The 25,296-nt window shown below is 43.8% G+C and carries 25 protein-coding genes; 2 read left to right on the forward strand and 23 right to left on the reverse strand.

The annotated features are described in order from the left end of the window. Nucleotides 1–37 precede the first annotated feature (37 nt). The 14 genes from ACSFXN_RS02585 to ACSFXN_RS02650 form a co-directional block, all read right to left on the reverse strand. Complete coding sequence (locus ACSFXN_RS02585) at nt 38–1,228, reverse strand: CaiB/BaiF CoA transferase family protein (protein WP_437148640.1); 1,191 nt, start codon at nt 1,226–1,228, stop codon at nt 38–40. A 42-nt stretch (nt 1,229–1,270) separates the two neighbouring features. Further along, nucleotides 1,271–2,692 carry an SLC13 family permease gene (locus ACSFXN_RS02590; RefSeq protein WP_437148641.1) on the reverse strand — a complete coding sequence of 474 codons (1,422 nt, stop codon included), beginning with the start codon at nt 2,690–2,692 and terminating at the stop codon, nt 1,271–1,273. A 111-nt stretch (nt 2,693–2,803) separates the two neighbouring features. Continuing rightward, entirely contained in the window at nt 2,804–3,496 is a 693-nt protein-coding gene (locus ACSFXN_RS02595; RefSeq protein WP_437148642.1) for a class I SAM-dependent methyltransferase, read from the reverse strand. 462 nt (nt 3,497–3,958) lie between these two features. After that, nucleotides 3,959–5,026 (reverse strand): tartrate dehydrogenase, encoded by a 1,068-nt coding sequence (locus ACSFXN_RS02600; protein WP_437148643.1) that lies wholly within the window; start codon nt 5,024–5,026, stop codon nt 3,959–3,961. Nucleotides 5,027–5,070: 44 nt separating this feature from the next. After that, a complete protein-coding gene (locus tag ACSFXN_RS02605; protein ID WP_437148644.1) occupies nt 5,071–5,736 on the reverse strand; it encodes a GntR family transcriptional regulator in 666 nt (221 codons plus the stop codon). A gap of 88 nt (nt 5,737–5,824) precedes the next feature. After that, nucleotides 5,825–6,712: an NAD(P)-dependent oxidoreductase gene (locus tag ACSFXN_RS02610; protein ID WP_437148645.1), complete on the reverse strand. Its 888-nt coding sequence runs from the start codon at nt 6,710–6,712 to the stop codon at nt 5,825–5,827. Nucleotides 6,713–6,748: 36 nt separating this feature from the next. After that, nucleotides 6,749–7,303 carry a Fe-S-containing hydro-lyase gene (locus ACSFXN_RS02615; protein WP_367281322.1) on the reverse strand — a complete coding sequence of 185 codons (555 nt, stop codon included), beginning with the start codon at nt 7,301–7,303 and terminating at the stop codon, nt 6,749–6,751. A 12-nt stretch (nt 7,304–7,315) separates the two neighbouring features. Beyond that, nucleotides 7,316–8,161 carry a fumarate hydratase gene (locus ACSFXN_RS02620; protein ID WP_437148646.1) on the reverse strand — a complete coding sequence of 282 codons (846 nt, stop codon included), beginning with the start codon at nt 8,159–8,161 and terminating at the stop codon, nt 7,316–7,318. Next, nucleotides 8,158–8,685 carry a PaaI family thioesterase gene (locus ACSFXN_RS02625; protein ID WP_437148647.1) on the reverse strand — a complete coding sequence of 176 codons (528 nt, stop codon included), beginning with the start codon at nt 8,683–8,685 and terminating at the stop codon, nt 8,158–8,160. Before ACSFXN_RS02625 ends, ACSFXN_RS02620 begins: the two co-directional genes overlap by 4 nt. Before the next feature lie 29 nt (nt 8,686–8,714). Then, the gene (locus ACSFXN_RS02630) at nt 8,715–10,055 is read right to left on the reverse strand and encodes an MmgE/PrpD family protein (RefSeq protein WP_437148648.1); all 1,341 of its coding nucleotides are present in this window, start codon (nt 10,053–10,055) and stop codon (nt 8,715–8,717) included. Between the two features lie 79 nt (nt 10,056–10,134). Next, nucleotides 10,135–10,929, reverse strand: a complete 795-nt coding sequence (locus tag ACSFXN_RS02635; RefSeq protein ID WP_437148649.1) for an enoyl-CoA hydratase/isomerase family protein — start codon at nt 10,927–10,929, stop codon at nt 10,135–10,137. Between the two features lie 52 nt (nt 10,930–10,981). Beyond that, entirely contained in the window at nt 10,982–11,908 is a 927-nt protein-coding gene (locus tag ACSFXN_RS02640) for a hydroxymethylglutaryl-CoA lyase (protein ID WP_437148650.1), read from the reverse strand. Nucleotides 11,909–12,173: 265 nt separating this feature from the next. Beyond that, nucleotides 12,174–12,569, reverse strand: coding sequence for a 4-carboxymuconolactone decarboxylase (gene pcaC / locus ACSFXN_RS02645; protein WP_301855520.1), 396 nt, complete (start codon nt 12,567–12,569; stop codon nt 12,174–12,176). Nucleotides 12,570–12,691: 122 nt separating this feature from the next. Further along, nucleotides 12,692–13,720 carry a DctP family TRAP transporter solute-binding subunit gene (locus tag ACSFXN_RS02650; RefSeq protein WP_437148651.1) on the reverse strand — a complete coding sequence of 343 codons (1,029 nt, stop codon included), beginning with the start codon at nt 13,718–13,720 and terminating at the stop codon, nt 12,692–12,694. 414 nt (nt 13,721–14,134) lie between these two features. Here ACSFXN_RS02650 and ACSFXN_RS02655 point away from each other — a divergent pair, with 414 nt between their 5' ends. Then, complete coding sequence (locus ACSFXN_RS02655) at nt 14,135–14,641, forward strand: TRAP transporter small permease (protein WP_437148652.1); 507 nt, start codon at nt 14,135–14,137, stop codon at nt 14,639–14,641. Further along, a complete protein-coding gene (locus ACSFXN_RS02660) occupies nt 14,629–15,891 on the forward strand; it encodes a TRAP transporter large permease (protein WP_437148653.1) in 1,263 nt (420 codons plus the stop codon). The genes ACSFXN_RS02655 and ACSFXN_RS02660 overlap by 13 nt, the downstream gene beginning before the upstream one ends. Nucleotides 15,892–16,007: 116 nt before the next feature. Here the strand turns inward: ACSFXN_RS02660 and ACSFXN_RS02665 are convergent, their stop codons facing one another. From ACSFXN_RS02665 to ACSFXN_RS02705, 9 genes are all read right to left on the reverse strand, one after another. Next, nucleotides 16,008–16,586: a TerD family protein gene (locus ACSFXN_RS02665; RefSeq protein ID WP_300990328.1), complete on the reverse strand. Its 579-nt coding sequence runs from the start codon at nt 16,584–16,586 to the stop codon at nt 16,008–16,010. 18 nt (nt 16,587–16,604) lie between these two features. Further along, entirely contained in the window at nt 16,605–17,687 is a 1,083-nt protein-coding gene (locus ACSFXN_RS02670) for a toxic anion resistance protein (protein WP_300990329.1), read from the reverse strand. A 20-nt stretch (nt 17,688–17,707) separates the two neighbouring features. After that, nucleotides 17,708–19,321, reverse strand: coding sequence for a YceG family protein (locus ACSFXN_RS02675; protein WP_437148654.1), 1,614 nt, complete (start codon nt 19,319–19,321; stop codon nt 17,708–17,710). A gap of 12 nt (nt 19,322–19,333) precedes the next feature. Then, the gene (locus ACSFXN_RS02680) at nt 19,334–20,149 is read right to left on the reverse strand and encodes a hypothetical protein (protein ID WP_437148655.1); all 816 of its coding nucleotides are present in this window, start codon (nt 20,147–20,149) and stop codon (nt 19,334–19,336) included. Continuing rightward, nucleotides 20,146–21,255 (reverse strand): cysteine protease StiP family protein, encoded by a 1,110-nt coding sequence (locus tag ACSFXN_RS02685; RefSeq protein WP_437148656.1) that lies wholly within the window; start codon nt 21,253–21,255, stop codon nt 20,146–20,148. The genes ACSFXN_RS02680 and ACSFXN_RS02685 overlap by 4 nt, the downstream gene beginning before the upstream one ends. A 5-nt stretch (nt 21,256–21,260) precedes the next feature. Further along, nucleotides 21,261–22,628 carry a phosphoribosyltransferase domain-containing protein gene (locus ACSFXN_RS02690; RefSeq protein ID WP_437148657.1) on the reverse strand — a complete coding sequence of 456 codons (1,368 nt, stop codon included), beginning with the start codon at nt 22,626–22,628 and terminating at the stop codon, nt 21,261–21,263. Continuing rightward, complete coding sequence (locus ACSFXN_RS02695) at nt 22,561–23,706, reverse strand: HpcH/HpaI aldolase/citrate lyase family protein (protein ID WP_437148658.1); 1,146 nt, start codon at nt 23,704–23,706, stop codon at nt 22,561–22,563. The genes ACSFXN_RS02690 and ACSFXN_RS02695 overlap by 68 nt, the downstream gene beginning before the upstream one ends. Nucleotides 23,707–23,817: 111 nt before the next feature. Then, nucleotides 23,818–24,396, reverse strand: coding sequence for a TerD family protein (locus ACSFXN_RS02700; RefSeq protein ID WP_437148659.1), 579 nt, complete (start codon nt 24,394–24,396; stop codon nt 23,818–23,820). Between the two features lie 14 nt (nt 24,397–24,410). Continuing rightward, complete coding sequence (locus tag ACSFXN_RS02705; protein ID WP_437148660.1) at nt 24,411–25,025, reverse strand: TerD family protein; 615 nt, start codon at nt 25,023–25,025, stop codon at nt 24,411–24,413. Nucleotides 25,026–25,296: the final 271 nt, after the last annotated feature.

A 25,296-nucleotide genomic window follows, 5' to 3' on the forward strand; every position in this document is an offset into this window, starting at 1 on the left:
GTCCTTTCAAATATGGATCGTCTTTTTTAAATGCTCCTCATGTGGTTTTTCCAGCACCATCTATTGTTGTAAACTGCTGCATTTTACCCGGATCAAATCCGAACTCTTTCAATATCGCTTCCGTATGTTCCCCGACTTCCGGAATCGGCTTCATAACAGAATCAAATTCATCAGACGTTACCGGCGGCAGCAAAGCTTTTAAACGGCCTGCCGGTGAATCCACTTCGCTCCAGCGGTTACGGGCTTTTAACTGAGGATGATCTTCCAATTCCTTCATCGTATTGAGCCGGGCGTTGGCAATTTTCGCTTCTTCCAGCAGCTCAATGATCTGATTCGCCTCCTGCTGCTGGAAAACGTCTTCAATGATGCTTTTTAACGCCTCTTTGTTAGCGACACGGTTGGAATTGTTGTTGAACCGGACATCTGTCGCAATCTCCGCGTTCTTCAGAACTTCCTCGCAGAAACGCACCCACTCGCGTTCGTTCTGGATTCCCATGAAAACAAATTTTTGGTCTCCTGCCATGAACGGCCCGTAAGGATAAATGGTGGCATGGCTGGCACCGGTCCGCTTCGGTTCTTCTTCTCCATAAGCGGAATAATACAGCGGATATCCCATCCACTCTGCCAAGGCTTCAAGCATCGATACTTCTAGGATGGCGCCTTTGCCGGTTTTAGAACGGGCGATCAATGCTGTTAATACCCCCGTATAGGTGTACATTCCAGCTGCAATATCCGCGATGGAAATTCCTGCTTTTGACGGTGTCTCTTCTGTTCCGGTTACCGAAACAAGGCCCGCTTCACATTGAATCAAGAGATCATAAGCTTTTTTATTCGTATAAGGACCGAAAGTGCCATAACCGGAGATAGAGCAAATAATCAGCTGCGGGTATTTCTCTTTCAGTTCCGCCGCACTAAATCCGAGCCGGTCAACAGCACCTGGCGCCAAATTATGGATAAATACATCCGCTTTGGCCAATAGTTCTTCCAAAACTTTTTTTGCCTCTTCCTGCTTGAGATCAAGTGCAAGCGATTCCTTTGAACGGTTTATCCAGACAAAATGGCTGGACATTCCTTTAACTGTTTTGTCATAGCCGCGCGCGAAATCTCCCGGACCCGGCCGCTCCACTTTGATGACTCTGGCGCCTAAGTCCGCAAGCTGTCTGGTAGCAAAAGGAGCTGCAACAGCTTGTTCCAATGAGACAACGGTTATTCCTTCCAATGGCAACATAAAATTCCCTCCTTCTTGAAATTGATTGATGTTTATTTGCTTTTATACCAAACCGATCCAGCTCCACCAAGTAGAAGCAACCAGGATTGTGGCGGCAATTGAAATAGCCGTGGCATACAAACCCGGTTTTAAAAAGTCTTTCTGGGCAATCATTCCAGTGCTGTGAGCTAATAGATTAGGCATCGACTCCACAATCAACACAAATCCGAACAGGCAGCTCAACCCTGTCGCAAAACCGGTGACCAGAGGATCAATTCCAGCATTCTGCGCAACACTTATAATAATGGGCACAAGCACCACCACTGCTGTTGCAACGTTTGAAATCAATTTATGGAATACTTGAGCCAGGAAAGTAACAATAATGACAGCTAATAACGGGTTTTGGATTAAAGACATAAACCAGTTTACGCTCAAGTATTGGCTGATGGTGTCTGCAGCGCCGGAATCGACGAACGAATAGCCCATCGACAGCGTGACGCTAATCAGCAAAATTGTATTATAGTTAATCTTTACAACCGGCTCCCAATCGGCCACTCCGATTTTTGGCAAAGTCATCAGTACTACACCGATTAAAGCGGGAATACTCGGGTGCATCCCGTGGAGCGGTTCAGCCAGCCATAAGGCGACTATGAACAGCAAGATACCGAAGCAGCGGACTTCCCGTTGATTGATGGGACCGAGCTCCGCTAGCTTACCTTCCATCTCTTCTTCAATCTTTGGAAAATACTGCTGATCTTTTGGTAAAGGAAATACTTTTATTAACATGATCCATATGGCTGGAATAAGAATAGCCCATAAAGGAAAGGTATAGAAAAACCACTGGAAATACGTGATTTTTATCCCGGCAAACCGATTGAGCAGCTCAACCGTCAAGATATTGCCGATTGCTGCTGTCATGACCGATGTACCGCTGATGATGCCGCCGAAAGCTACGCCGAGCATGATCATTTTCCTGAGATTGCTGCCGGCTTTCGCTCCTGTCGTTTCAATAATCATAAATGAGACCGGTAAAATAAGGGCGGAACGGACAGCAGTAGAAGGGATAAAGAAAGCCTGCAGCTGCTGAATGATAATTATACTGCCAAGAAGCCCGTTAGAATGACTTCCCCAGCGCTTTAGGATTTTATAGGTCATCCTTTTAATAAGCGCTGTTTCATTTACAGCGGTTGCGAGCATCATGCCGGCAACAATAAGGTAAGTAGCCGGAGAAGCAAAACCGCTGAAAATGACAGCAGCATCGGCTACATTAAACAGCAGCATCGCCAGTAAAATCATCAATGCCGTCAACCCTAATGAAACCGGCTCTAAAGCCCACAAAATTACCCCGGCAACAATAATGCCCGTCATGATTTTCCCCGAATAGGAGAAGGCATCCGGCAAACCGTAATAAACAACAGCAAAGGCCAGAAGAGCGAATGCAAAAGACGCATAGATTTTAAAATCTTCGTTTTCAAATATTTTCATGGCTTCCAGCCTTTCCGGATCTACGACTTTTTTGCCGTGAAAACAGAGAAGAATTTAACCTGTTTCACATCCGCTTTTCTGCTTTAAAATTCTTATATTAAATTTCCTTTTTTACTTGGCGTAGCAAATCCAGCCGCCAAAATGATTGGTTTTGAAAAAGTTTGCAATCCGGTGGAACCCGGCTTCTATCAGCACTTCCCTCAGCTTTTCTTCGGGAATAACCGATTCCGTCAGTGTTCCTTTCATCAAAGCCTCCACCTGTTCTTCCGTCATACGGGTCGTATCGAGCCAGTAATTTTTCCATAACGAAACCAGCTCCTTGAACTCAGGATCTTCTGCATCCCCGACCTTTGAGACCAGCACAAAAGGGGAACCCGGCTTTAAATGCGATCTCAATTTCTTAAGAAGCGCAAGCTTGTCTTCAACTTTGACAATAAAGTGGAGAACAAGGATGCAAGTTGCACCGTCAAAAACTGCTTCATCAGGCACATCGGCTATAGTCCCATGGATGAATTCCACCCGCTTTTCCATATCCAGCTCCTGTGTTTTCAACTTTGCCACTTCAAGCATCGCTTTTGCCGGATCCACCGCGGTGAAAGTCCAACCTGGATTTAACGGACCGAACGCTTTCAGCTCATTTCCACCGCCTCCTCCAATAATTAGAAGAGAAGCGTCTTTAGTCACATTAGCACGCAGGAACGTCTGCGAAAGCCGGAGCATCGGATCGTATGTTGGAAGTGTCCGCCGAACGCCTTTGTCGTATTCTTGAGCAATTCCAGAATCAAACTCCATCTTTTCAGCCATCTTATCAACTCCAGGCATTTATAATATAGAATGCTTGATTGGATCAGGTTCGCAGCATCTTGCAAAGAGAACAAGTTCTCTCCTTTCGCGATGGCATACGGATAATGCTTGGATAGTTCCACCTGCAGATGATATTCCAGTGGATTCCCTGCCTCTTCATACGAGATTAGTTCAGAGTCTGTGATCTTATCATTGAAACTGCTTTCCTCTTTCTCCACATCTATAAAACGGAAAACTCTAAATGAATAACAATAATTTTCCAGCCTCATTTGCATGGGATATTGGATACAATTTATTATTAATTCCAATACTACTAAAAATTCCGACAATTGTAAATATAAAAAAGGGAATATGGAATGAAACCAATCATGCTTCGCTGATAAATTTCTAATCCGATTCCCCGCTTTTTTATCTCGCCCTGACGGTTAGTGGAAGGCGCTCTCTACTGAATGAAATTACGCATTATTTTCCTGCTTGTTTTTTCATAGCAGCAATAATCGCATCCGTTACTTCAACCGTATTGGATTTGCCACCGATGTCTCCAGTTTTGATGCCTGCTTCTAATGTGGTTTCAATCGCATTCAGGATGATTTCTCCCAATTCCGGTTCTCCTAAATGGTCGAGCATCATTTTCGCTGTCCAGATTTGGCCGATAGGATTGGCAATGCCGCGCCCGTAAATATCCGGTGCCGAACCATGGACCGGTTCAAACATTGATGGAAACTTTCCATTCAAATTAATGTTCCCGGCTGGAGCGATTCCAATGCTGCCCATAATAGCGGCTCCGAGATCGCTGAGAATATCACCGAACAGGTTGCTGGCGACGACTACGTCAAGCGTTTCCGGACGGGTCACAAAAAATGCAGACAGCGCGTCAATGTGTTCACTGTTCGTTTTGATATCCGGATAGCCAGCAGCCGTTTCTTTGAATACTTCATCCCAAAATGGCATCGAATGGGCAATCCCATTTGATTTTGTGGCACTAGTCAGATGGCTGCCTCTTTTACGAGCAATTTCAAAGCCATACTCCATTACACGGGAAACGCCTCTTTTGGTAAATACCGCATTCTGAACCACTACTTCATCCATCCCGCTATGGACTCTGCCCCCGATGCTGCTGTATTCGCCTTCACTGTTTTCTCGAATAATCAGGATATCGAAGTTTTTCGGATTTGATAATGGCGAGACCATTCCTCTAAGTTGTTTAGCAGGCCGCACATTGATGACTTGTTCGAATTCACGGCGGATTTTTAATAATAAGCCCCCCAAAGAAACATGATCCGGCACTAAAGAAGGATCTCCTACAGCTCCGAGGAAAATGGCATCGCTTTCTTTTATCAGCTCTAATCCGTTTTCGGGCATCATTCGTCCATGTTCAATGTAATATTCTGAACTCCATGGATAATGGGTGTAATTAAATGCCAGCCCTCCATGAATTTCTGCTATAGCATCCAGTACACGAAGTGCTTCCGGCACTACTTCTTTTCCAATTCCGTCACCCGGTATGACGGCTAAGTCCAATGTCTTCATCAACAGATCTCCCCTTTGCCTGTCTACTGCCAATTGGTTAATGCTTACTTATCGCCAATCATTTTAATCAAATTTTCTTTTGTGCGGATAATATGTTTTACCGTTACTTCTCTGAGTTTTTCTGCCTCTTTTTCTTTGATATATTGCAGCATCAAGCCGTGCTCTTTATGAGATTCCGGCAGATGGTTAGCAAGAAGGCTTGGAGTGTATGGAGGAATCCCTTTCCATAAGGTTTCAATAAACCCTTGAATTCTTCTCCACGGACAGCCTTCCCGTATAATACGGTGAAATTCTGCATTCAATTTCATGTAAGCTTCCATATCGGTTTCATCCGCTTTGAGCTGGAGCATTTTTTTATAGATTGTTTCCAGCTCTTCGATATCTTCCGTGTCTAAAAACGGAAGGGATTTTACCACAGCTTCGCCTTCCAAGAGAGCACGCAACTGGTAAATCTCTTCAATGTCATCGACAGAGACCGGAGTCACCACTGCTCCTCTTCTTGGCTCAATGCGCACTAAACCTTCCACTTCAAGCTGGCGTAAGGCTTCCCGTAAAGGCATGCGGCTTACGCCTAACTTATGTGCCCATTCTTCTTGCATAAGGCGTTCACCCATTTTGAATTCGCCTTTTAAAATCAATTCCCTTAATTTTGTTGTCACTTTAAATTGTAATGTTGCTCTGTCCTGTTCGGTTAATCTGAACTTCTCCATGCTGCACCCCTTAATACTTTTCTACCACGAAAAGAAAGAATGAAGTAATTTTATCATTGTTTCTAAGCGTTGGGCACGGATGAACTGTTCATCCTTTTATTTCGACACCAAACATCTCTTCAATATATTTTACGATGGCTGTATGGTCTTGGCTTCCTCCTCCTTGGGACCATGCATGTTTCCATAATTGGAAGGAAGCGCTGGAGATAAACATCGGAACTTTCTCTTCTTCTGCCATGCTCATCGCAATTTTCAAATCTTTGACCATCAAATCAAGCGTGAATCCAACTTCAAAATTTCTCGTCAGCACTTGGTTCGGAAATTTAAAATCACTTGAGAAGCTTCTGCCAGTGCTAGAATTGATAACATCCAGCATTTTATTCGGATCCAACCCGAGTTTTACCCCAAGTGCCATCGCCTCACCTGTCGCAGCTAAAGTGGTAGCAGAAATCATGTTGTTCAATGCCTTAATGGTATGGCCCGCTCCTGATTCTCCGACATGAAAAATATTTTGGCCAATTAAGGAGAGAAGTGGCTTCGCTTCATCGAAATCACGCTCTTCTCCTCCAACCATGATGGACAAAGTACCATCTTCAGCTTTTTTCACTCCGCCGCTTACCGGCGCATCAATCATACGGAAGCCTTCTTTTCTCAACATACCACTTAGTTCCTTAGTGACAGAAGGGATGGAAGTCGTCATTTCGATTAACAGGCTGTCCGGTTTCAAGCCTTTCATCAATCCTTCAGACCCTGTCAGCGTCTCTTTGACAATAAAGACGTTCGGCAAAACGGTGATGATGTACTGGAATTTCGAAGCCAGATCAGCAGGGCTTTCCGCTTCTTCCGCTCCTAATTCCACGAAAGACCGCACAAAATCTTTATTCAAATCGAAAATGCCGACTTCCACCCCTTGTTCCAGCAACCTTTTAGCCATTCTGCCTCCCATATTGCCCAGCCCAATAATTCCTGCTCTCATTAATGATCTGCCCCCTTTTGCAATAATTTCCTTGCGCTACTGCTCTTGTCTAAACTGGGCAACGCCTTCCTGGTAAATATCACCGCCATGCGCATCATTGACGACAAACACCGGAAAGTTCTCAATCGTCAGTTTGCGGATCGCTTCTGTCCCCAAATCCTCATACGCAATCACTTCAACTGATTTTATCGAACGTGCAATCAAAGCCGCCGCGCCTCCCACAGCTCCGAAGTAAACCGCTCGGTGCTGCTTTATGGCAGCTTTCACTTCTTCATTCCGATAGCCTTTCCCAATCATGCCCTTTAATCCTTTTTCCAAAAGCCTCGGCGTGTATAAATCCATTCTTCCGCTTGTGGTGGGGCCCGCCGAGCCAATCACTTCTCCCGGCTTAGCGGGCGTCGGCCCCGTATAGTAAATGACTTGGCCTTCTACATCAATCGGAAATGGAATGCCTTCTTTTTCTTGTTCAATCATCCGTTTATGTGCCGCGTCTCTCGCTGTGAAAACAGTGCCGGACAATAGCACGCGGTCTCCTGCTTTCAGCGAATCAATGTCAGCATCCGTCAATGGAAGTGTTATTTTCTTTTGCAAAATACACTCTCCTCACTTCATCGTAGTCGTTTGATGGCGGCTTGCATGGCAGTTCAAATTCACGGCCACCGGCAAAGCCGCGATGTGGCAGGACTCCACTTCCACTTTCACATCCAATGCTGTCGTGCTTCCCCCCATTCCTTGTGGACCGATTCCGAGCCGGTTGATTTCGTTCAGCAGCTCTTCTTCGAGTTCAGCGATAGCCGGGTCTTCGTGCCGTTCCCCGACTGGGCGGAACAATGATTTTTTTGCCAGATACGTACAGCGCTCGAAGTTCCCTCCGATTCCAATTCCTACTACCAGCGGCGGACAGGCATTTGGCCCGGCCACTTTGACGATTGATAAGATATAGTCTTTAGCCCCTTCGATGCCATCGGAAGGTTTAAGCATCTTCATCGCACTCATATTTTCCGCCCCTCCGCCTTTTGCAGTCATGTGAAGGGTCAATTCATCGCCTTCCACCAATTCAATATGGACAATTGCCGGTGTATTATTGCCTGTATTTTTCCTGTTCAGCGGATTGTAGATCATGGAATTCCGCAAATACCCTTCATCGTAGCCTTTTGCTACCCCTTCGTTAATTGCGTCGACTAAGCTGCCGCCCGTCACATGGCAGTCCTGTCCCAGCTTTACAATAAAAACGGCCGTTCCCGTATCCTGGCACATCGGAACACGCTCGGTTTTTGCAATATCAGCGTTTTCAATCAGCTGGGTCAGAACTTCTTTCCCGGTTTCTGACTTTTCGGCTGACAATGCTTTTTTGAAAGCACTGTAGACATCATCTCCAAGGTCGTAATTGGCTCTTTTACACATATCACTGACTTCATCTACAATTGCCTGGTACTGAATTTCTCTCATGGTTTCTCCTCCTCTTGCCTTTTCCGGGAGCTGGTGATATAAAAAGTGCCAAGAGCTTTTGCAACTAGTTTCCCTTGTTCATCCGTCACTGCACATTCAGAGACTACAGTGCTTTTTCCACGCCGTAAAATTATTGGAGAAGCAATCAGCCGGGAACCTTGCCCTTTTTCTATGAAATTGACTTTCAGTTCCAATGTCAGTACTTTTTGTCCTTCTTCTACATCTTGTAAAATGCTAAAACCAATTGCCACATCTGCCAGTGTGTAGATAGCTCCTCCTTGAGCAACGCCATAAGTATTAGCGTTTTGCAGACCTAGCTTCATTTCGGAAGTGCCGTCCTGATTTTGGGAAATCCCCAGAAACCTGCCTAAAAAATGCATCGGTACGGCATTTGGATGATCTTGCGAAATTTCCTGTTCCTGATAAAGGGACAGGATATGAGCCATTTCATTGAGTTCGTGATCTTTCAATGAATTTAATTTTTTTTGTATCGATTTTAATTGTTCATTTCTTTTATCAATCATCGGTTCTCCCTCTTTGCCGTTGGGATATGTTATAAAGTGACCATTACTTTTTCGATATTTTCAATACTTTCAAGCTTCAATAAATCAGCAGCAATTTGCTGTCTCTTTTCCTGTGGATATTTGTTTGTCATATTCAAAAACTTGTCCCGGAGTTCTTCGGCTGTTACTGCGTTTTCCGGATCTCCTTTTGGAAAATCCGTTTGTTTCTTGAGCGTTTCTCCATTAACCAAGCAAACTTCAACGGCCGCTCCCCACTGCTTTGGATAACTGGCATCGATTTGCGGATCGGTAACCACTTTGACTTTTTTCAATAACTGGCGGATTTCTTCGTTCCACAACATGGAGTCGCTGAAATCATCCAAAGTGGCGCTTCCTTTCAATAACGCAAGCGCTGAACAGAATTGCAGGCTGAACTTTGCTGCATACTGCGTTTTCGGGTTATCATTGTCCGTAATATTAAGGGCCACTTGGTAAGACTGTACGGTAACCGACTCAATTTCTTCAAGCGCAGGATGGCGTTCATTAAAAATGTCAATCAATAAATCGACCGCATGGTGAGTATGGCGGCAAGAAGCATGGATCTTGAATGAATTTTCCATGATCTTAAATTCTTCACCCAATCCTTCTGTAATACGAGAAACATCGTATTCCTCACTCATCGCCTTGAAAAATCCACGGTTGCCTTCCAGAATTTTCTGCGGGCCAGTAAAGCCTTTTTGTGCCAATAGCGCCGCCAATAACCCATTCATTGCGGCTTTGCCCGTGTGAAGCTGTTTCGTCATAGCACCATCTTCGATAAATTCCCATAGACCGGCTGCCTGGGTGCCTGCATTTCCAAGAGCCGCAATTGTCTGCTCGACTGTTAAATCCAGAAGCTTGGCAGCGGCGATTGCCGCACCGAAAGTTCCGCATGTTGCCGTGTTATGCCAATAATAATAATGTGAAGGCGAAACGGCTTCCCCAATTCTGAAGCAAACTTCATAACCGGCAACGACCGCCGCAATCAGCTCTTTTCCAGATTTTTCTTTCCACTCTGCCACTGCAAGTGCGGCTGGAATAACAACTGTCGCAGCATGGATAATCGACCCTTTATGAATGTCGTCCAACTCCACCACATGGCTTGCAGCTCCGTTTACCAATGCCGCGTTTAAAATAGATGACCGGCCTCCGGTCACAAGGTGAGCCTGTTCCGCTCCCCCCATTTCCTTCGCTAGCTCGCTGATCATTTGAACGGGCACTTTCTCCGAACCTGCAATAGCTGATCCAAAATAGTCCAGAATGCAGAGTTTCGTAAACTCCACTACTTCTGCCGGTAACTTTTCATACGTCAGCCCTAAGCTGTATTCCGCTAATTTTTTGCTAAGCTCCATTTTTTCGGCTCCTTTTCTAATTAAGCAAGGATCTTCAGCACCTCTTAGAAGTTTCCTGCTTAACCAGCATTTTATCCATTTATTTCCCTTGCCATTGCGGTTTCCGTTTTTCGTTGAACGCAAGAACCCCTTCTTGCCGGTCTTCTGAATTAGCACATTTATAGTACTGGTCGAGTTCGATGACCAAAGCTGTATTGAGGTCTGTTTCAAGTCCGGTATTGATTGATTTCTTAATGGATTTCAGTGAAAGAGGTGCATTTTTCGCGATTTCTTTGGCAATTTCCAAAGTGCCCTGGAGCAATTCTTCTTTCGTGAAGACCCCGTTCAAAATTCCGGCCGCCAGTGCTTTGTCAGCTGTTATCTGATTTCCTCTAAACAAAAATTCTTTGGCCAGGCCGACAGGAATTGCTCTCGGCAAAAGCTGAGTTCCTCCAACTCCCGGGATAATTCCCAGTGTCACTTCAGGCAGACCCATTTTCGCATGGTCTGCGGCGTACCGCAGGTCACAGCTTAAGAGCATCTCCATACCGCCGCCCAAAGCAAAGCCATTTACTGCCGCTATGACCGGGTACGGGAAATTCCGAAGCTGCCCGTAGGCATCTTCAAAGATGTCGTGCTGCTGTTTCCATTGCTCATTGGTCATTCCTTTTCGTTCTTTTAAATCCGCTCCCGCACAGAAACTTTTTTCTCCGGAGGCGGTTAAAACCAAGACACGTAAATCAGGCTTTGTCTGCAAAAACTTCAGGCATTCAATTAGTTCAATGCCCATCAATGTATTTAATGAGTTCATTGCGTCAGGGCGGTTCAGTTCCAGGATATACACGTTTTCAGAAACGTATTCCTCGTTCAGTAAAATCGTCTGCCAGTCTGCCATAATTCAGCCTCCCGTATTTATTTAGTTGAACTATTTCATTTGCAATTATTTTTCAGCTGCTCGGCACCGGATATTTGCGGTCAGAAGGTCCAGCTTTCAAGAGATAGCTCGATGTTCGATGCTCTACAATCTTTTCCAGAGCTGAAGAAGCTTTTAATAAGCCAGCAAGCGATAAGCCGGTCTCGATTCCCATATTGTGAAGCATATGGACAACATCTTCTGTACAGACATTTCCAGTTGCTCCTGGGGCAAATGGACAGCCGCCAAGTCCACCAAGCGAAGTATCAAAGCTGTCAATGCCCGCTTGCAGGCTCGCCAGAATATTTGAAAGCCCCATCCCCCTTGTATTATGGAAATGGAGATTGAATTTTTGAGACGGAAATTTTTCCCGCAGCAAGCTCAGCAAATCAAAGACTTGTTTTGGGTTTGCCATTCCAGTGGTGTCTGCCAATGTAATCGTGTCGATTTTCCACTCGGCCAATCGACTCACCAGCTTCTGGATTCTTTCCACCGGCACTTCACCTTCAAAGGGACAGCCGAATGTCGTTGCTATGGAGACATTCAATGCAATTTCATGGGAGCGGCAAAATTTCAGTATCGCTTCAAGATCTTCGAGCGATTCTTCTGTATTTTTGCGCACGTTTTGCTGATTATGGGTATCGCTGGCGGAAAAAACAAAATTCACTTGATCCACATTATGAAGATGGGCATTTTCAGCACCTTTTAAATTTGGAATCAACGCAATTAAAGTGGGGTGATCAGGCTCTGTTGAAACAGCTGAATAAAGCTCGCCGCTATTGGCCATTTGAGGAACTAGTTTAGGATGTACAAAGGAACCGAATTCAATGGTTTTAACGTTCGCATCAATTAATAAGTTATATAAAGACTTCTTTTCTTCTAAACTGAGAATTTTCGCTTCAAGCTGTAATCCATCTCTTAAGACTACTTCATTGATTTGCACGCGTTTTGGGAATTTCATGAAAATCCTCCTCCACTTTAATGAAACCGTTTTCTTTTCACTTACAGGATATCGTATCCAATTTAAGCTGTCTATTTTACTTTATTAAAAATTAGATATTTTTGATAATAGGTTATCAAATAATTGATTTCACAAAAATTCCTGGTTAAAAATATTTTAAAAACCTTTCCGTATTTTGTATCCAAAATAAAATAAAGGACTTGTCTCTAAATGTATTTAAAACCAGGCATTCTTCATTTATTTCAACGATACTTTAGGATGTTCTTTAAGAAGGATTAATTTCTTCTTGCTCTATCTCATCCAGTACTTCTTTCGCGGTTCTAAAGCTATCGATGGCAGCCGGCACTCCGCAGTAGATTGCTGTTTGTAAGAACACTTCCTGAATTTCTTCTTTTGTCAGACCGTTATTGATAGCTCCTCTTACATGAAGCTTTAATTCATGCGGCCGATTAAGTGCCGTGATCATCGCAAGGTTTATAATGCTCCGCGTTTTTCTTGATAAACCTGGTCTTGACCAAATTTCTCCCCAGCAATATTCTGTCACTAGTTCCTGCATGGGCATATTAAAATCCGTTGCATTTTGAATGGATTTGTCGACGTATTCTGCTCCTAAAACACTTTTGCGAATTTCCAGCCCTTGTTCAAATTTCTCTTTGTTCATCATCATTCTCCTCATTATTTTATTTGAATAAATTTAAGGCAGCGGACTTAAAATCCCATTAAACTGAAAAAGCTGGCTACAAAAAATAGCCAACTTTTTCAATTCAAACGTATAAAAATCAATTATTGGCCAGCTGCTTCACGTGCTGCTTCATAAACGTCTGCACCAATTTCATCTTCGTACTCTTCATAGATCGGCTCCAACGCTGTTTTGAATTCCTCAGTTTGTTCCGGAGTCAATTCTATGATTTCAACTTCGCCACGTTCTTTAATGAGCTCATATGCTTTTTCGTTCAACGTGATCGCTTCTTCCCGTGCTACTTTTGTTCCTTCTTCCAATCCAGCTTCAACAATCTCTCTAGTGGCATCGTTCATGCCTTCCCAGAATTCTGTGTTTGTGAATACCGCATAGTCAACACGCGTGTGGTTCATCACAGTCATGTACTTTTGAACTTCATCAAACTTTCTGGACTCGATGTTGCTGAATGTGTTTTCTTGACCGTCTACTACACCTTGGTCAAGTGCTGTATATAATTCAGAGAAAGGAATTGATTCTGAACCTGCTCCAAGTGTAGAGTAAACCTCTTCCAGAACCTGTCCACCTTGAGTACGGAATTTCAATCCTTTAAGATCATCCGGAGAATCAATTGGACGTTCATTATTAGTCAAGTGTTTACCGCCATTTGGCCACATCTTCAATCCAAGAACACCGTCAGGCTCAAGGCTGCTTAAGATTTCCTGGCCTTTTTCCCCATCCCAGAAAGCGATCGCTTCTTCGTCATTATCAAACATAAATGGCAATGCCGGAACGTTGAATTGTGGGTTATTCCCAACGAACTTTGTTAAATCGGGTGCGATGAACTGAACATTATTGGAAACTAAGTTTTGATATTCATCCTGATCCCCAAATAGTGAAGAGTTCGGGTAAATTTCCACTTCAATCTTGCCATCCGACTCTGATTCAATATACTCTTTCATTGCCAAAGCTCCTTGATGCTTAGGCGTATTTTCCGCAACTACGTGAGAGAATTTAATCGTCATTTCTTCAACGCCGTCTGCTCCTCCACCACCTGAAGCTGGTTCGTCACTTCCACACGCAGCCAAGAAAGCACTGGACGTCAGTAAAAATAAAGATAAGGTCCATTTCTTCATACACTATTTCCCCCTTGTTTGTTTTTTGTGCATAAAATTAATTCTTTAAAAGACGCTTCATTTTGAAAGGGTTTTCATTTCAATTCGCATCCCTCCTGCTAAATTGAATTTCATGGCTGAATCAGAGTCGAATTCCTACCATCTTGATTTTTGGATACAACTCACCCCAAAATTAGCATAGAAAAAACCCAATGTAAAGAAAAAATTTAATCTTCCAATTATTATGTATATTAATATAATTTTATTTTAAAAAACGTTTTTGCATTAATTTTTGTTTCTATAGAAATATTATGGAGAGTTCGTTTTTTTTAAATTATTTAAATATTTGCTCTTGTTATCACCTAAATCTTATATTATGATTTAAGAAGTAATCTCGTATCCAAAATACATTATTATGTGAAGGAGGAAATAGAAATGAAAGTATTGAGGGCTTTGGATTTAGTTGAAAGCGCTTTCTCTGCCTTATTCTTTATGGCCGGCATCGCTATCAGTCTATACTCGGTTTTCATGAGGTATGTTTTAGGGCAATCCCAAAGCTGGGCTACTGAAATTTATACAATGCTTTTGGTTTGGGCAATTTTTATCGGCTTTTCTACAGCACTTAAAGAAAACAAGCATATTGCCATTGACATTTTGTACGACAGATCAGGCCCAACATTCCGAAAGATATCTCAAACAATCACACTCTTAGTAGGACTCTTTTTTAGTGTATTCATTTTTTGGACAGGCATGGATATGGTGATGACGGCCTATGATCAGCAAATCAAAACAATAGATCTCGGTTTCCCAATTTGGATCAACTACTTGATTATGCCGCTCGCAGGCCTTTTATTATTTATTCGTTTCTGTGAAAAAGCATATAGGTATTTTGTTAAAAAAGAAGATGACACTGGGGGAGATGATATTCTATGGAAACAGTAATCGTCATTGGGCTATTATTTATTCTTGCTTTATTGCGGGTGCCTATCGCAATAAGCTTGGCTGTTTCAAGTATTATCGGGCTCTACCTGGTTGATTTTTCTCTTAATACGGTTATCCAAAGAATGTTCACCGGCGTCAACAGCACAACATTGATGGCAATTCCAGGATTTGTATTTGCCGGATTAATCATGGCGCAAGGTGGGATATCGAAATACCTGATTGAAGCCATCCGTTCCTGGGTCGGCCATACAAAAGGCGGATTATCCGTTGTTACCGTACTTACTTGTATGATATTCGCAGCAATTTCGGGGTCAAGCCCTGCAACTGCAGCTGCTATCGGTGCTATTATGATTCCGATGATGGTTAAGGCTGGGTACGATAAAAAGTATTCTATGGGCTTAGTTGCTTCAGCCGGGACACTTGGAATTCTGATTCCGCCTTCCATCCCTTTAATCCTTTATGGATCCGTATCGGAACAGTCAACCGGAAAGCTATTTTCTGCCGGCATCCTGCCAGGACTGGTATTAGGTCTTGCATTGATTATCTATGCGGTTATTGTTGCACATCGAAAAGGTTACGGCGGTTTGCCTAAAGTTCCTATAAAAGATCGAATTAGACCGACAATCAAATCCTTCTGGGGACTCATTATGCCAGTCGTTATTTTAGGAGGGATTTACAGTGGAGTTGTAACACCTACGGAAGCTTCATTCCTGGCGGTATTATATGCACTCATCATCTCCGTTTTTGTGTACAGAGAACTAAATTTATTCCAGTTTAGAAGCATCTTGTCGGAGTCGATCAATACAACTGCTATGATTTTCCTAATCATCGCTGCTGCTCTTGTTCTTGGGACTTTCTTAACGACAGAGCAAGTTCCACAGGATTTTGCCCAATGGGTCAGTGACAGCGGATTTAATAAGTGGACATTCCTGCTGATTGTTTCACTGCTGTTTTTTGTACTCGGCATGTTCCTGGAACCGACGGCCATCATTTTAATCACCTTGCCGATTCTTTTGCCGATCATCACTGCATTGGAAATTGACGTCATTCACTTCGCCATTATTATGGTAGTAAACATGGAACTCGGGATGATCACCCCGCCTGTTGGGCTGAACCTGTTCGTGGTTAGTGGGATATCCGGCGAAAAAGTGGAAGAAGTCATCAAAGGCGTCGTGCCGTTTTTCGCGATTTTCATTATTGTCCTTGTGATTGTCATTGTCTTCCCACAACTTTCTTTATATCTCACTTAATCAATATAAAATCAATGCATCAAAAGATGGGGAGACTGCTTCCCATCTTTTTTTATCTTAAAGACATATAAAAAACGTCCATCAATTTCTGATGGACGTTTTCGTTATATTTAGTTTCAGCTCAAGCCGAAATCGCTCACAAGCGCTGCTAAGCCGCCTTGATAACCGCTTCCGATGGCATTGAACTTCCACTGACCGGCATGGCGGTATAATTCCCCTACCACAAGCGCCGTTTCAATCGAGAAATCTTCGCCTAAATCGTAGCGCAAAATTTCCTCGTTTGTGCTCTCGTTTAATACACGGATAAAAGCGTTCGATACTTGGCCGAAGTTCTGTCCACGGCTTTCACCTTCATGGATGGTTACTGTAAAGACAACTTTATGAATATCTGCAGGCACATTCGGCAAGTCGACGATCACTTGTTCATCGTCTCCATCGCCTTCTCCTGTTAAATTGTCTCCCGCATGCACAACGGAACCGTTGCCGCCAGTCAGGTTATTATAGAAGACAAAATCTTCCGGACCACGTGATTTGCCGTTTTCAGCTACCAGGAAAATGGAAGCATCCAAGTCGAAATCTCCGCCGCCGCTGTACTTATTTGTATCCCAGCCAAGTCCGACAAGCACTTTTGTCAGCCCTGGATTTGTTTTTGTTAAATCGATTTTCTGGCCTTTTGTTAAATTGATAGTCGACATACTAATTTCCTCCCCCAATTAATTCGCTTTTCGTTGAGTATCTTCGTATTTCTTCTGCAATTCTTCAATGCGCAGACGGCCTTGTTCACGCATCTTGCGGTTTTCCGCTTCGATTTCACGCGTGTCATTCATGCCCTGCATAATAGTTTCCCATGTTTGTTCAATCGTTTCAATCTTGATGCTTGGCTGGCCTGACATCCGTGCAATATCAACGCTTTGGCGTGAGATGTCATTGGCATTGTTGAGCAGCATTTCATTTGTGCGGCGGTCCAGTTCATTCATGCCTTCTGCCACTAAATTCTGGCGTTTGGCAGCGATGGCATTGATCAAGCCCGTTTTAAAAATAGGGATAGTTGTAACAAAAGCGGAATTGATTTTTCCGATCAGTTTTGTATTGCCTCGCTGAAGCATACGGATTTGCGGCGCTGACTGATAAGACACTTGTTTTGCCATTTCCAGGTCATACACCCGCTGTTCAAGCAATTCGATGGCATTTTGCAAGGAATTCAATTCCATTAAAGCCATCTGGTTGCCGGACTCTGCTCTTTTGCGTACTTCCGGTTCCTGCGCTTTCAGCTCCTGAACCTTGATGTCTCCTGCTGCGATGTACTTTTCAAGTTCCATGAAGTAATGGAAGTTCTGATCGTATAATTCTTCCAAAGTCGATGTCGATTTTTTCATTTCCGTTTCGTATTTCGTGATTTCAACATACACTTTATCAATTTCAGTACCCATTGTCTGGTACTTATTGAACAATTGCTCAATCACTTTATTGCCTTTATTGAAGATTTTATTGAGGAAGCCCTTCTTTTCAACAAAATCCTTTTTATCAAATTTATCCATGATTTTGCCAAGCTGTTTTAAAAGTTCGCTGGATTCTTCCATGCTATTTGCCTGGACAGAGTTCAGGACTTTTCCGGTAAAGGCGGAGATTTCATTTGCGGGTTCACGCCCGAACTCCAGTAATTCAATCTGGTTTTTCGGGTTGATCTTTGAAGCCAGTGCCAGAACTTCCGGATCTTTCTTCAACTGGACTTTCAAGTTATTTTCATCTTGCATGACCAACTCTTGCTGTTCGATTTGATTTGGCATTGTGCTCATCGGTATCCCTCCCTTAATGGTTAAAGCCATTTTCTAAACAATTTTTTGACCACTGACGGTTCACGATAAGGTTCATTATAGCTTCTGTCATCGAGCCAGTGAGTATCAATCGATTCTGCGTCAATCCAACGTTCAATATCCTGATGCCCTTGCGGATTGATAATAATGACATCCAGCCCGAATGTATGGATCAATGCGATGGCATTAGCATCTCCCCTGCTCAGTTCGCCGTCCTTTTCTTCATTGTAGAACAGCAGTGTCGGCACAAATTGCGGATAATCGAATTGCTGGATTAGCTGAATGACCGCATCTGGCATTGACATCGACTGGGAAAATTGATAAAGCTGCAAGTCTTCGAAAGATTCACCGGCCTGTGGAATCAGCATCGGCTTTTCTACATGCCGCGCGATGGCTTCACAAAGCGCTATTTGCAGGCCATCTGGCAATCTGCCGTATTTCCACCAGTTTGCCACTTTCATCTTCTCAGGATCGAGGCGCCCGTCTTTTCCAAGCGCTCCACGGTAATGGAACTGCTGATTTCCTTTTCGCTCTTCGATAAAAGGAAAGCTTCGGATCAACAGCGTATCTTCCCGTTCAGTTAAATTGTGAATATTATCCCAAAAACGCTTCCGGTCTTTCTCAATCCCCATCACTTTGGCAAAAACCACTGGAATGATGACGCTTCCACGCTCTACGCCGAATGACGGCCGCACCATCGCCCGCTCTTTAGCCAGCATAAATGCTTCGTCAATGGTCGTTTTCAATCGAATGGATTTTGTTAAGTAAGACTTGAATTGATACGGCTTATAGAGGCCGGAATCATCATGGTGCAATAACCGGTCTACTTCCTGGGTCGCCCGGTATGCCACTGTTCCGACACGCTCCGGCTTTTCTTCTGGAAACGGCAGGACCGCTTCCCCGGTCACTTGAAAACTATGGGTTGGCAAGTCTTTCTCTTCCAAAACAGTCTCAAGCCAGTGTTTTCCGGTCGGATCAAATACGATAATGTGAAACCCGAAAGCAGCAGAAAATTTTAAGAACCATTTTTCACTCTCAGTAGTGTTTCCGTACCATAAAAACGCCGGCAGCCCTTTTTCAAGATCCAATTTCTCAAGCTCCGGTTCAATATGGTTAAAAGTCCATTTAATAAGGTCTGTCGCGATGCGCCTGAAAGAAGAATGGGTCGTGCTTCCTCCAGATTGTGCTTGAAAAGCTTTCAGAATATCAATCATCACCAAGCGAATGCGGCGATTCAATCCCGCATCTTTCAGCCTGGGCAGCAAACCTTTGCCATCCAGGAAAGCCACAATCCGGTTAGGGGACAGTCCACGCTCTTTATTGTTCATATCAAACAGATCCTGCAAATGGCGCAAGCGATCTTGAGTGATCTGTTTGTTCAAATTGCCGGAAAGACGGATCAGCCGGCCTTCCGCTTCTTCCATCAAATCATATATCGAAGCAAAGTAATCATCGGCATCCAGCGGCATTCCTACAAATTGGCCAAGCAGCTGCGGGTACGTAATGGTTTCTTCTTCGATTTTTGTTTCTGGATGATTAACAATCGGCTTTGTCAGCCATTCTCCCAATTTTTCCGGATCCCACGTTCTCACGCGTACCGGATGCAATTGAACCATGGGATTCCCTCCTCATCGATGCTGAAGGGAAATACTAGAAACTTTTCCCAGTATTTCTTCTCCGGCTTTAATTCCTTTTTTATCTGTTATTCGGATATGCCCGGATAACGGAACTTTGCTTTTTACAGCTTCTCCATGGGCAGCCAATAAACCGAGATCCGCCTTTTCAAGCAGTCCAAGATCCAGAAGTGAATCCCCAGCTGCTACCACATATTCCGCGTTGATGCGATTTTTCACATATTCCATGGCGCCGGCTTTAGTGATGCTTTCAGGCATGAAATAAAGCTTTCTTCCCTGAAGCGACAGCGACCAGCCGATTTTTCGGAACGTCTGAGTATAAAAACCGAGTTTTTCTTCCGGGAAACGTTCACGGTCCACAATCATATAGACAAACCAATCATCCGCTTCCCGAACATCAAGTACCCATTCCTCTATGAAATGGCGCTCGATTTCAGGCAGCAATTCATGAATGATTGTATTCCGGCTAACACATTGCTGGCGGATATTATCCGACCATTCCCGGATTGGCAAGCCATTTTCAAGGATGACTGCGCCGTTAGAGACAATTGCAAAACGAGGGCGTCCATCCCCTTCAAAAATACCTGTTACACGCTCATACTGCGCCTGGGTTCTTGTGGTCACTGGCAAAAAACAAATAGAAGAATCAAGATTCCATAATGCGGACTGGCTTTTTTCTGTCATGTACGACTGTGGCTTGCCTTCAATGCGCTCCACTTCCACCAATTCCGATTCCAAAACTTCGGTCCCTATCGTTCTGCGCGAATAAATCAATGTCTGATCCAAGTCACTGGCAAATAAAATCGTCATATTTCTTTCCCCGATCTGATCAGCCCGATTGCACGGTAAAATAATCCCGGCACAAGTTCTACAGGCACATTTTTTTCCTTGGCTAAAACAAGCAAATGCTGGACATCCGGATGCTCCAAATCGTTTACAAGCACTTTCCAAGGACTTCTCCGAAGCAATACACGCGTGGTTTCTCCGACTCCTGGTTTAATCAATGTATAGTCGCTTTCATTATACATCTTTTGACCTATTTCTTCCACTTCTTTCATGCCTTGCCACGTCCGTTCTGCTTTTGCGGGAGCCGAGGAGGCGGCTTTTTCCACTTCCTCTACAGTATCCATAAAGCAGGCCGTGACTTGGTCAACAAAATCATTGGATAAATCTTCATTAAGCAAATCGCCATAAAATTTTGCCCCGTGGAAATCATCTTTACCGATAAATCGTCCGTTTAAAATGGTTCTGCTTATAAGTCCGGATACGGTAGCATTTAAGCAGGCGCTTGGAATCAGAAAATCTTCACGCGTCCCGAATAAAACCGCACACGCGCCAGGGTCTGCAAGCACCGCCATATCATCATGCAAGTCCAGCCCACTGCGGGCATTCAACCTGCCGACTGATTGAGTCAGCTCTTTTTGAATGGCACCTTTTCCAGTCCAGCCATCGACAAACTGAATTCGGCTTGCGGGATGCACTTCACGAATGGCTTCAATAGCATTTTCATCGATTCCCTTTCCACGCAGAATCGATACACTATAATGTGGCCAGTCAAAACCAAGCACTTGTTCTGCGTACCGGCGGATTAAAATGCCGATCGGGCTTCCGGCACGAGCCAAGGAAACAAGCACAATATCTTCAGTTTCGGCATTCAATGCGATTCGGCGCGTTAAAAGTCCGATTAAAAAACCCAGACGCTGTTTCGTTTTTGCGACCGTTTTGTGATACAGAGCCGTATATTCCGCGGATGGACGATACTCCATTGGCAGTCGTTCTGAATAATGAGCGCCTGTCCGTACCGCTTTTTCACGTTCCTCTAATGTACTTTCCGCAAATTCTTCTGTCACATCTTTCAACAAAAATATGATGTCTTCTTTTGGATAGCTTGTTTTCACCAATCCGGTTGCAATCATTGGGCTCAATCTCTCCTTTTTGCTGTCGTTAATGATATCCATTCAACTGGTGCCTTTTCCTCAAGATAAGCAAGCAGCGGCTGCCAGGCAGATTCATCCACTACAGATTCAGCAAGCAAGTAGATTTTGTTTATATCCAGTTCCTTCAAATTGTACAGGAATTGGTCGACTCCTTCTGAATCAGGCAAGCGGAATTTCACTTTTTCTTTTATTGGGTAATCTTCGTTAGTCGAGGCAAAAATCGGACTTCTTGTAGTGGTTTGCACCAATGCATTGCTGCTCAAAGCATACGCAAAGCGAATCGGCAGATACATATTTTCTCCAATACCGATGATCAGCGGTTTTTCACCGTCCTTGGCTCCTCCGACTGCTTGGGCCATCTGCTCGGCCCATCGGCTGACTTCCGTATGTTCACTGCTTGTCAGACCAAATCTCCCTGTCAAAGAAAGATAACCTTGGCCGGTTGCTGATTTATGCGAAAGCTGCCGCGCTTTTGCTAGTTCCTGCAGTGAAACCCCATGGCTGCCTGTTAAATGCTCTATTGCAGCTTCATTCGGCGACTCGCTATGATGCAAGTTAAACTGCCCTTTTACCAAAGCAAGAACATCCACTTGAATTTTGCGGCTTTCTGCCAATTCTCTGAACTTTTCCTGCTGCTCTTGGCTTCGCCAGTCCAAAATCGATAATGCTTTATATTTCTTGCCAGGAAACTGGTCATCCAGTGCTTTGATCAAATTCACAAAAGTATTGCCGGTCGAAATTTCGTCGTCAATCAGCACAATGGTTTCCGCTTCTTCAAACATTCCTTTCGGAGCATATACGATATGGGAAGTCGCGTGGGAATGTTCTTCTTCGAAGACAAAAGAAGGGGTCAACCCTTTAATGTTTTCACGGGTTGTATGAATATATGCCGCATCTTCAAAATGCTGGAATACTGCATGGCCGAGTCCTGTAGCTGTTTCAGCCATTCCAATAAAAATTGTTTTTTTAGGCAATGCTGTTTTATAAGCAAAAGCTTCCTTGATATTTTCCGGATCTGCTTCTCCAGTTTTTATAAGTTGAACCAGTTCTTCTGCATGAGAAGGAAAGTCGATTTCGGCATCTTCCATCAATAAATAAGCCAGTAAAGTACCTGTGCCAAGCGCAATGGCTGGACTGACGGCTAAATGTTTAGCAATCAAGGGGCTGACAAATAAAAACTGGCGCTTTTTGTTCACGCGGAGGGCCATAGAGAAAAGGGATTCCACTGGAAGCCCTTTATATGTGTAATTAACAGCAATCGAGAGATCCAGCTGCTGCCAAAGTTTATAGTTGATTTGATAATTGGGTTGATCCAATATAGTTGAGGACATCGATCGGTTTGTAGTTTTCATTTAGCACCCCGTATACTTCCGCCTGGGCTAGTACTTTCTTTGCCCAGCTTAAATGCGGTTTTACTTCATTCATTTTGTTGCGCTTCGGACTCTGCAGAACGCCGTTGCGCTTAAAGCTTTCAGACACAATCAGCGATGCATCCTCAAAAGACTCATGGGAAACGATGTAACCTGCATTGACAATCTGGATTTGGGAAGGGTGGATGCATGTTTTCCCTTTAAAGCCGTTTAAAGCATCCAACTGCACTTCCTGCCATAATACTTGTTCCGGTTTCGACGGAAGCAAATTTCCTTGCCCCGAAGTAAAATGTTCATATACTGGCCCTGAAACGATAAAGCCGTCTTCTGCTCTGCCAAATCGATTCAGAATGGCAGTTAATCCATCCCGGATGACGTGGACATCGTAAATGGTCCGCTCCGCAGGACGGCGCAATCCGTAAAGACTGGAAAAATCAGTAGCTCCAACCCGGACAGTCAACACCCGATCCACTTCAGCCAGCAGAATCTGATGAATTTCCCGGAGTGTCTGATCACGCAGTTCTGAATACAACACTTCTCTGGTTTCAAGCAAAGGCAAGGCAAAAAGCTTTCGTCCTGCGGCTTCGCTTGCCCGGTCCAATGCGGCAAAAAAAGAAGGAAGATTTTCAGGTCTGCTTTTCGGAAAGACAATTCCGGTTAAGACCCCTAAAGCGGCACCGGCAGCTGCAATCAGTTTATCAAGCTGGGCAGCATTTCGGATACGCAAAAAAAGCGCCGGTCCGGCTTCCGGCTGAAGGGTTCTTGCCCTTTCCAACAATTTTAGCTCTTTTATAACATTAGCTTCCGCCTGTGGCAATTCCGAATCTGCCACTGCATCTTCCAGACAGATGATCAGCGTGGCCAATCCTGAAAAAGCGCCGCGTCTGTATTGCCCTGATAGAATCTTGTTTCCCAAATCAGGTCTGGAACCCGGGGTATAAAGGGCAGCACCCAGTGCCAATCCTAAAGTTTCCCGTTCCGTATCACGATTGAATTCTGCCGGGGAATATTTAAAAAAAGTATTTAGCTCAGAATCAGTTAATACGTCAAAATGTCTCATTATTGTTCCTCCCGGCACCGCTAAAAAGCAAGTCCCAAAAAATTAATATTTACTTAAGTAAATAAAGGCTAAAAAAGCAAGGAGGTGTGCTCCTTGCTTTTTCTCTTATAATTAGCCTTCTAATCCAAAGTCCCGAACAAGTGCGCCTAGCCCACCTTGATAACCACTGCCAATAGCATTAAATTTCCATTCATTGTTGTGGCGGTAAAGCTCTCCTACCACAATCGCTGTTTCAATTGAAAAGTCTTCTCCTAAATCGTAACGGATCAATTCTTCATTAGTATCACCATTTACGATGCGTACATAAGAGTTGCTGACTTGGCCAAAGTTTTGGCTGCGTGTTTCTGCGTCGTGGATCGTAATGGCAAATGTCACGCGCTCGATTGAAGAAGGGACTGATGACAAGTTCACTTTTACTTGCTCGTCGTCTCCTTCACCTTCTCCGGTTTTGTTATCGCCTGTATGTTCAACGGCGCCAGCAGCACCTACTGTATTGTTATAGAAGACAAAGTCAGCTTCAGAAGATGCTTTGCCGCTTGAGTTTAATAGGAATACTGATGAGTCAAGGTCAAAATCCTGCCCTCCATCGTACTTATTCGTATCCCATCCAAGACCTACGATTACATTGGTTAATCCCGGGTTTGATTTTGTTAAGTCTACTTTTTGTCCTTTAGATAAATTGATTGCCATTCTTCTACCACTCCTTATGCGTATTTGTTTGCGATTGAACCAATATCAGGGTCAATAGTACCTTCACCGACAGCTGAGAATTTCCATTCAGTTCCTTGGCGGTAAAGTTCACCAAGAATCAACGACATTTTGCCAGCATAGTTGTCAGTTAAGTTATAATGAATCAGTTCTTCTTTGGATTGATTGTCGACCAAACGAATGAAAGCATTTTGGATCATGCCGAAATCCTGCTTCTTTTGTTTTGCATTATAAATGTTTACAACAAAAACCAGGCGATGAACTGATGGAGAGATATCCTTCAAATTGATTTGAATCGTTTCATCGTCCCCTTCGCCTGCACCGGTCAAGTTATCTCCAGAGTGGACAACACTGCCATCTTTGCTTTTTTTGTTGCCGAAGTAAATCAGGTTTTCTTTCCCTTTTAACTTGCCATTTTCATCAAGCAGGATGACCGATGCGTCACAGTCAACATCAGCTCCACCGCCGCCGCCTCCAAGCAGGCCGCCTAAAAATCCGCCGCTTTTTTTAGGGGCAATCGGATCCCATCCGAGGCCGACCATTAAGCTTGAAAGCGATGAACGTCCTTTAGTTAAATCGATTTTCTGACCTTTTACAAGATTGATAGCCATTCTTCGCACTCTCCATTCATCGATATGTACTTAGTTTTAATAGTATTTGTAAATCCGGAAAATTTCAATCATTAAGGGTTATGGCCAGCAGCCTTGAAATGAAACCATGCTGCCTCTTCTAGCGTCCCATCATGATAAGGAAACGTTTAACCATGGAAATGTTGAAAAAATCCTGATATAAATATATACGATTAATATTTCAATAAGTTTCGTTTGTCACAGAAGTTACACTTCTTTATTCATTAGCACGCTGTTCCAGCATATTTCAGTG

The organism is Planococcus sp. 1R117A (assembly GCF_051417975.1).
GTDB lineage: Bacteria > Bacillota > Bacilli > Bacillales_A > Planococcaceae > Planococcus > Planococcus shenhongbingii.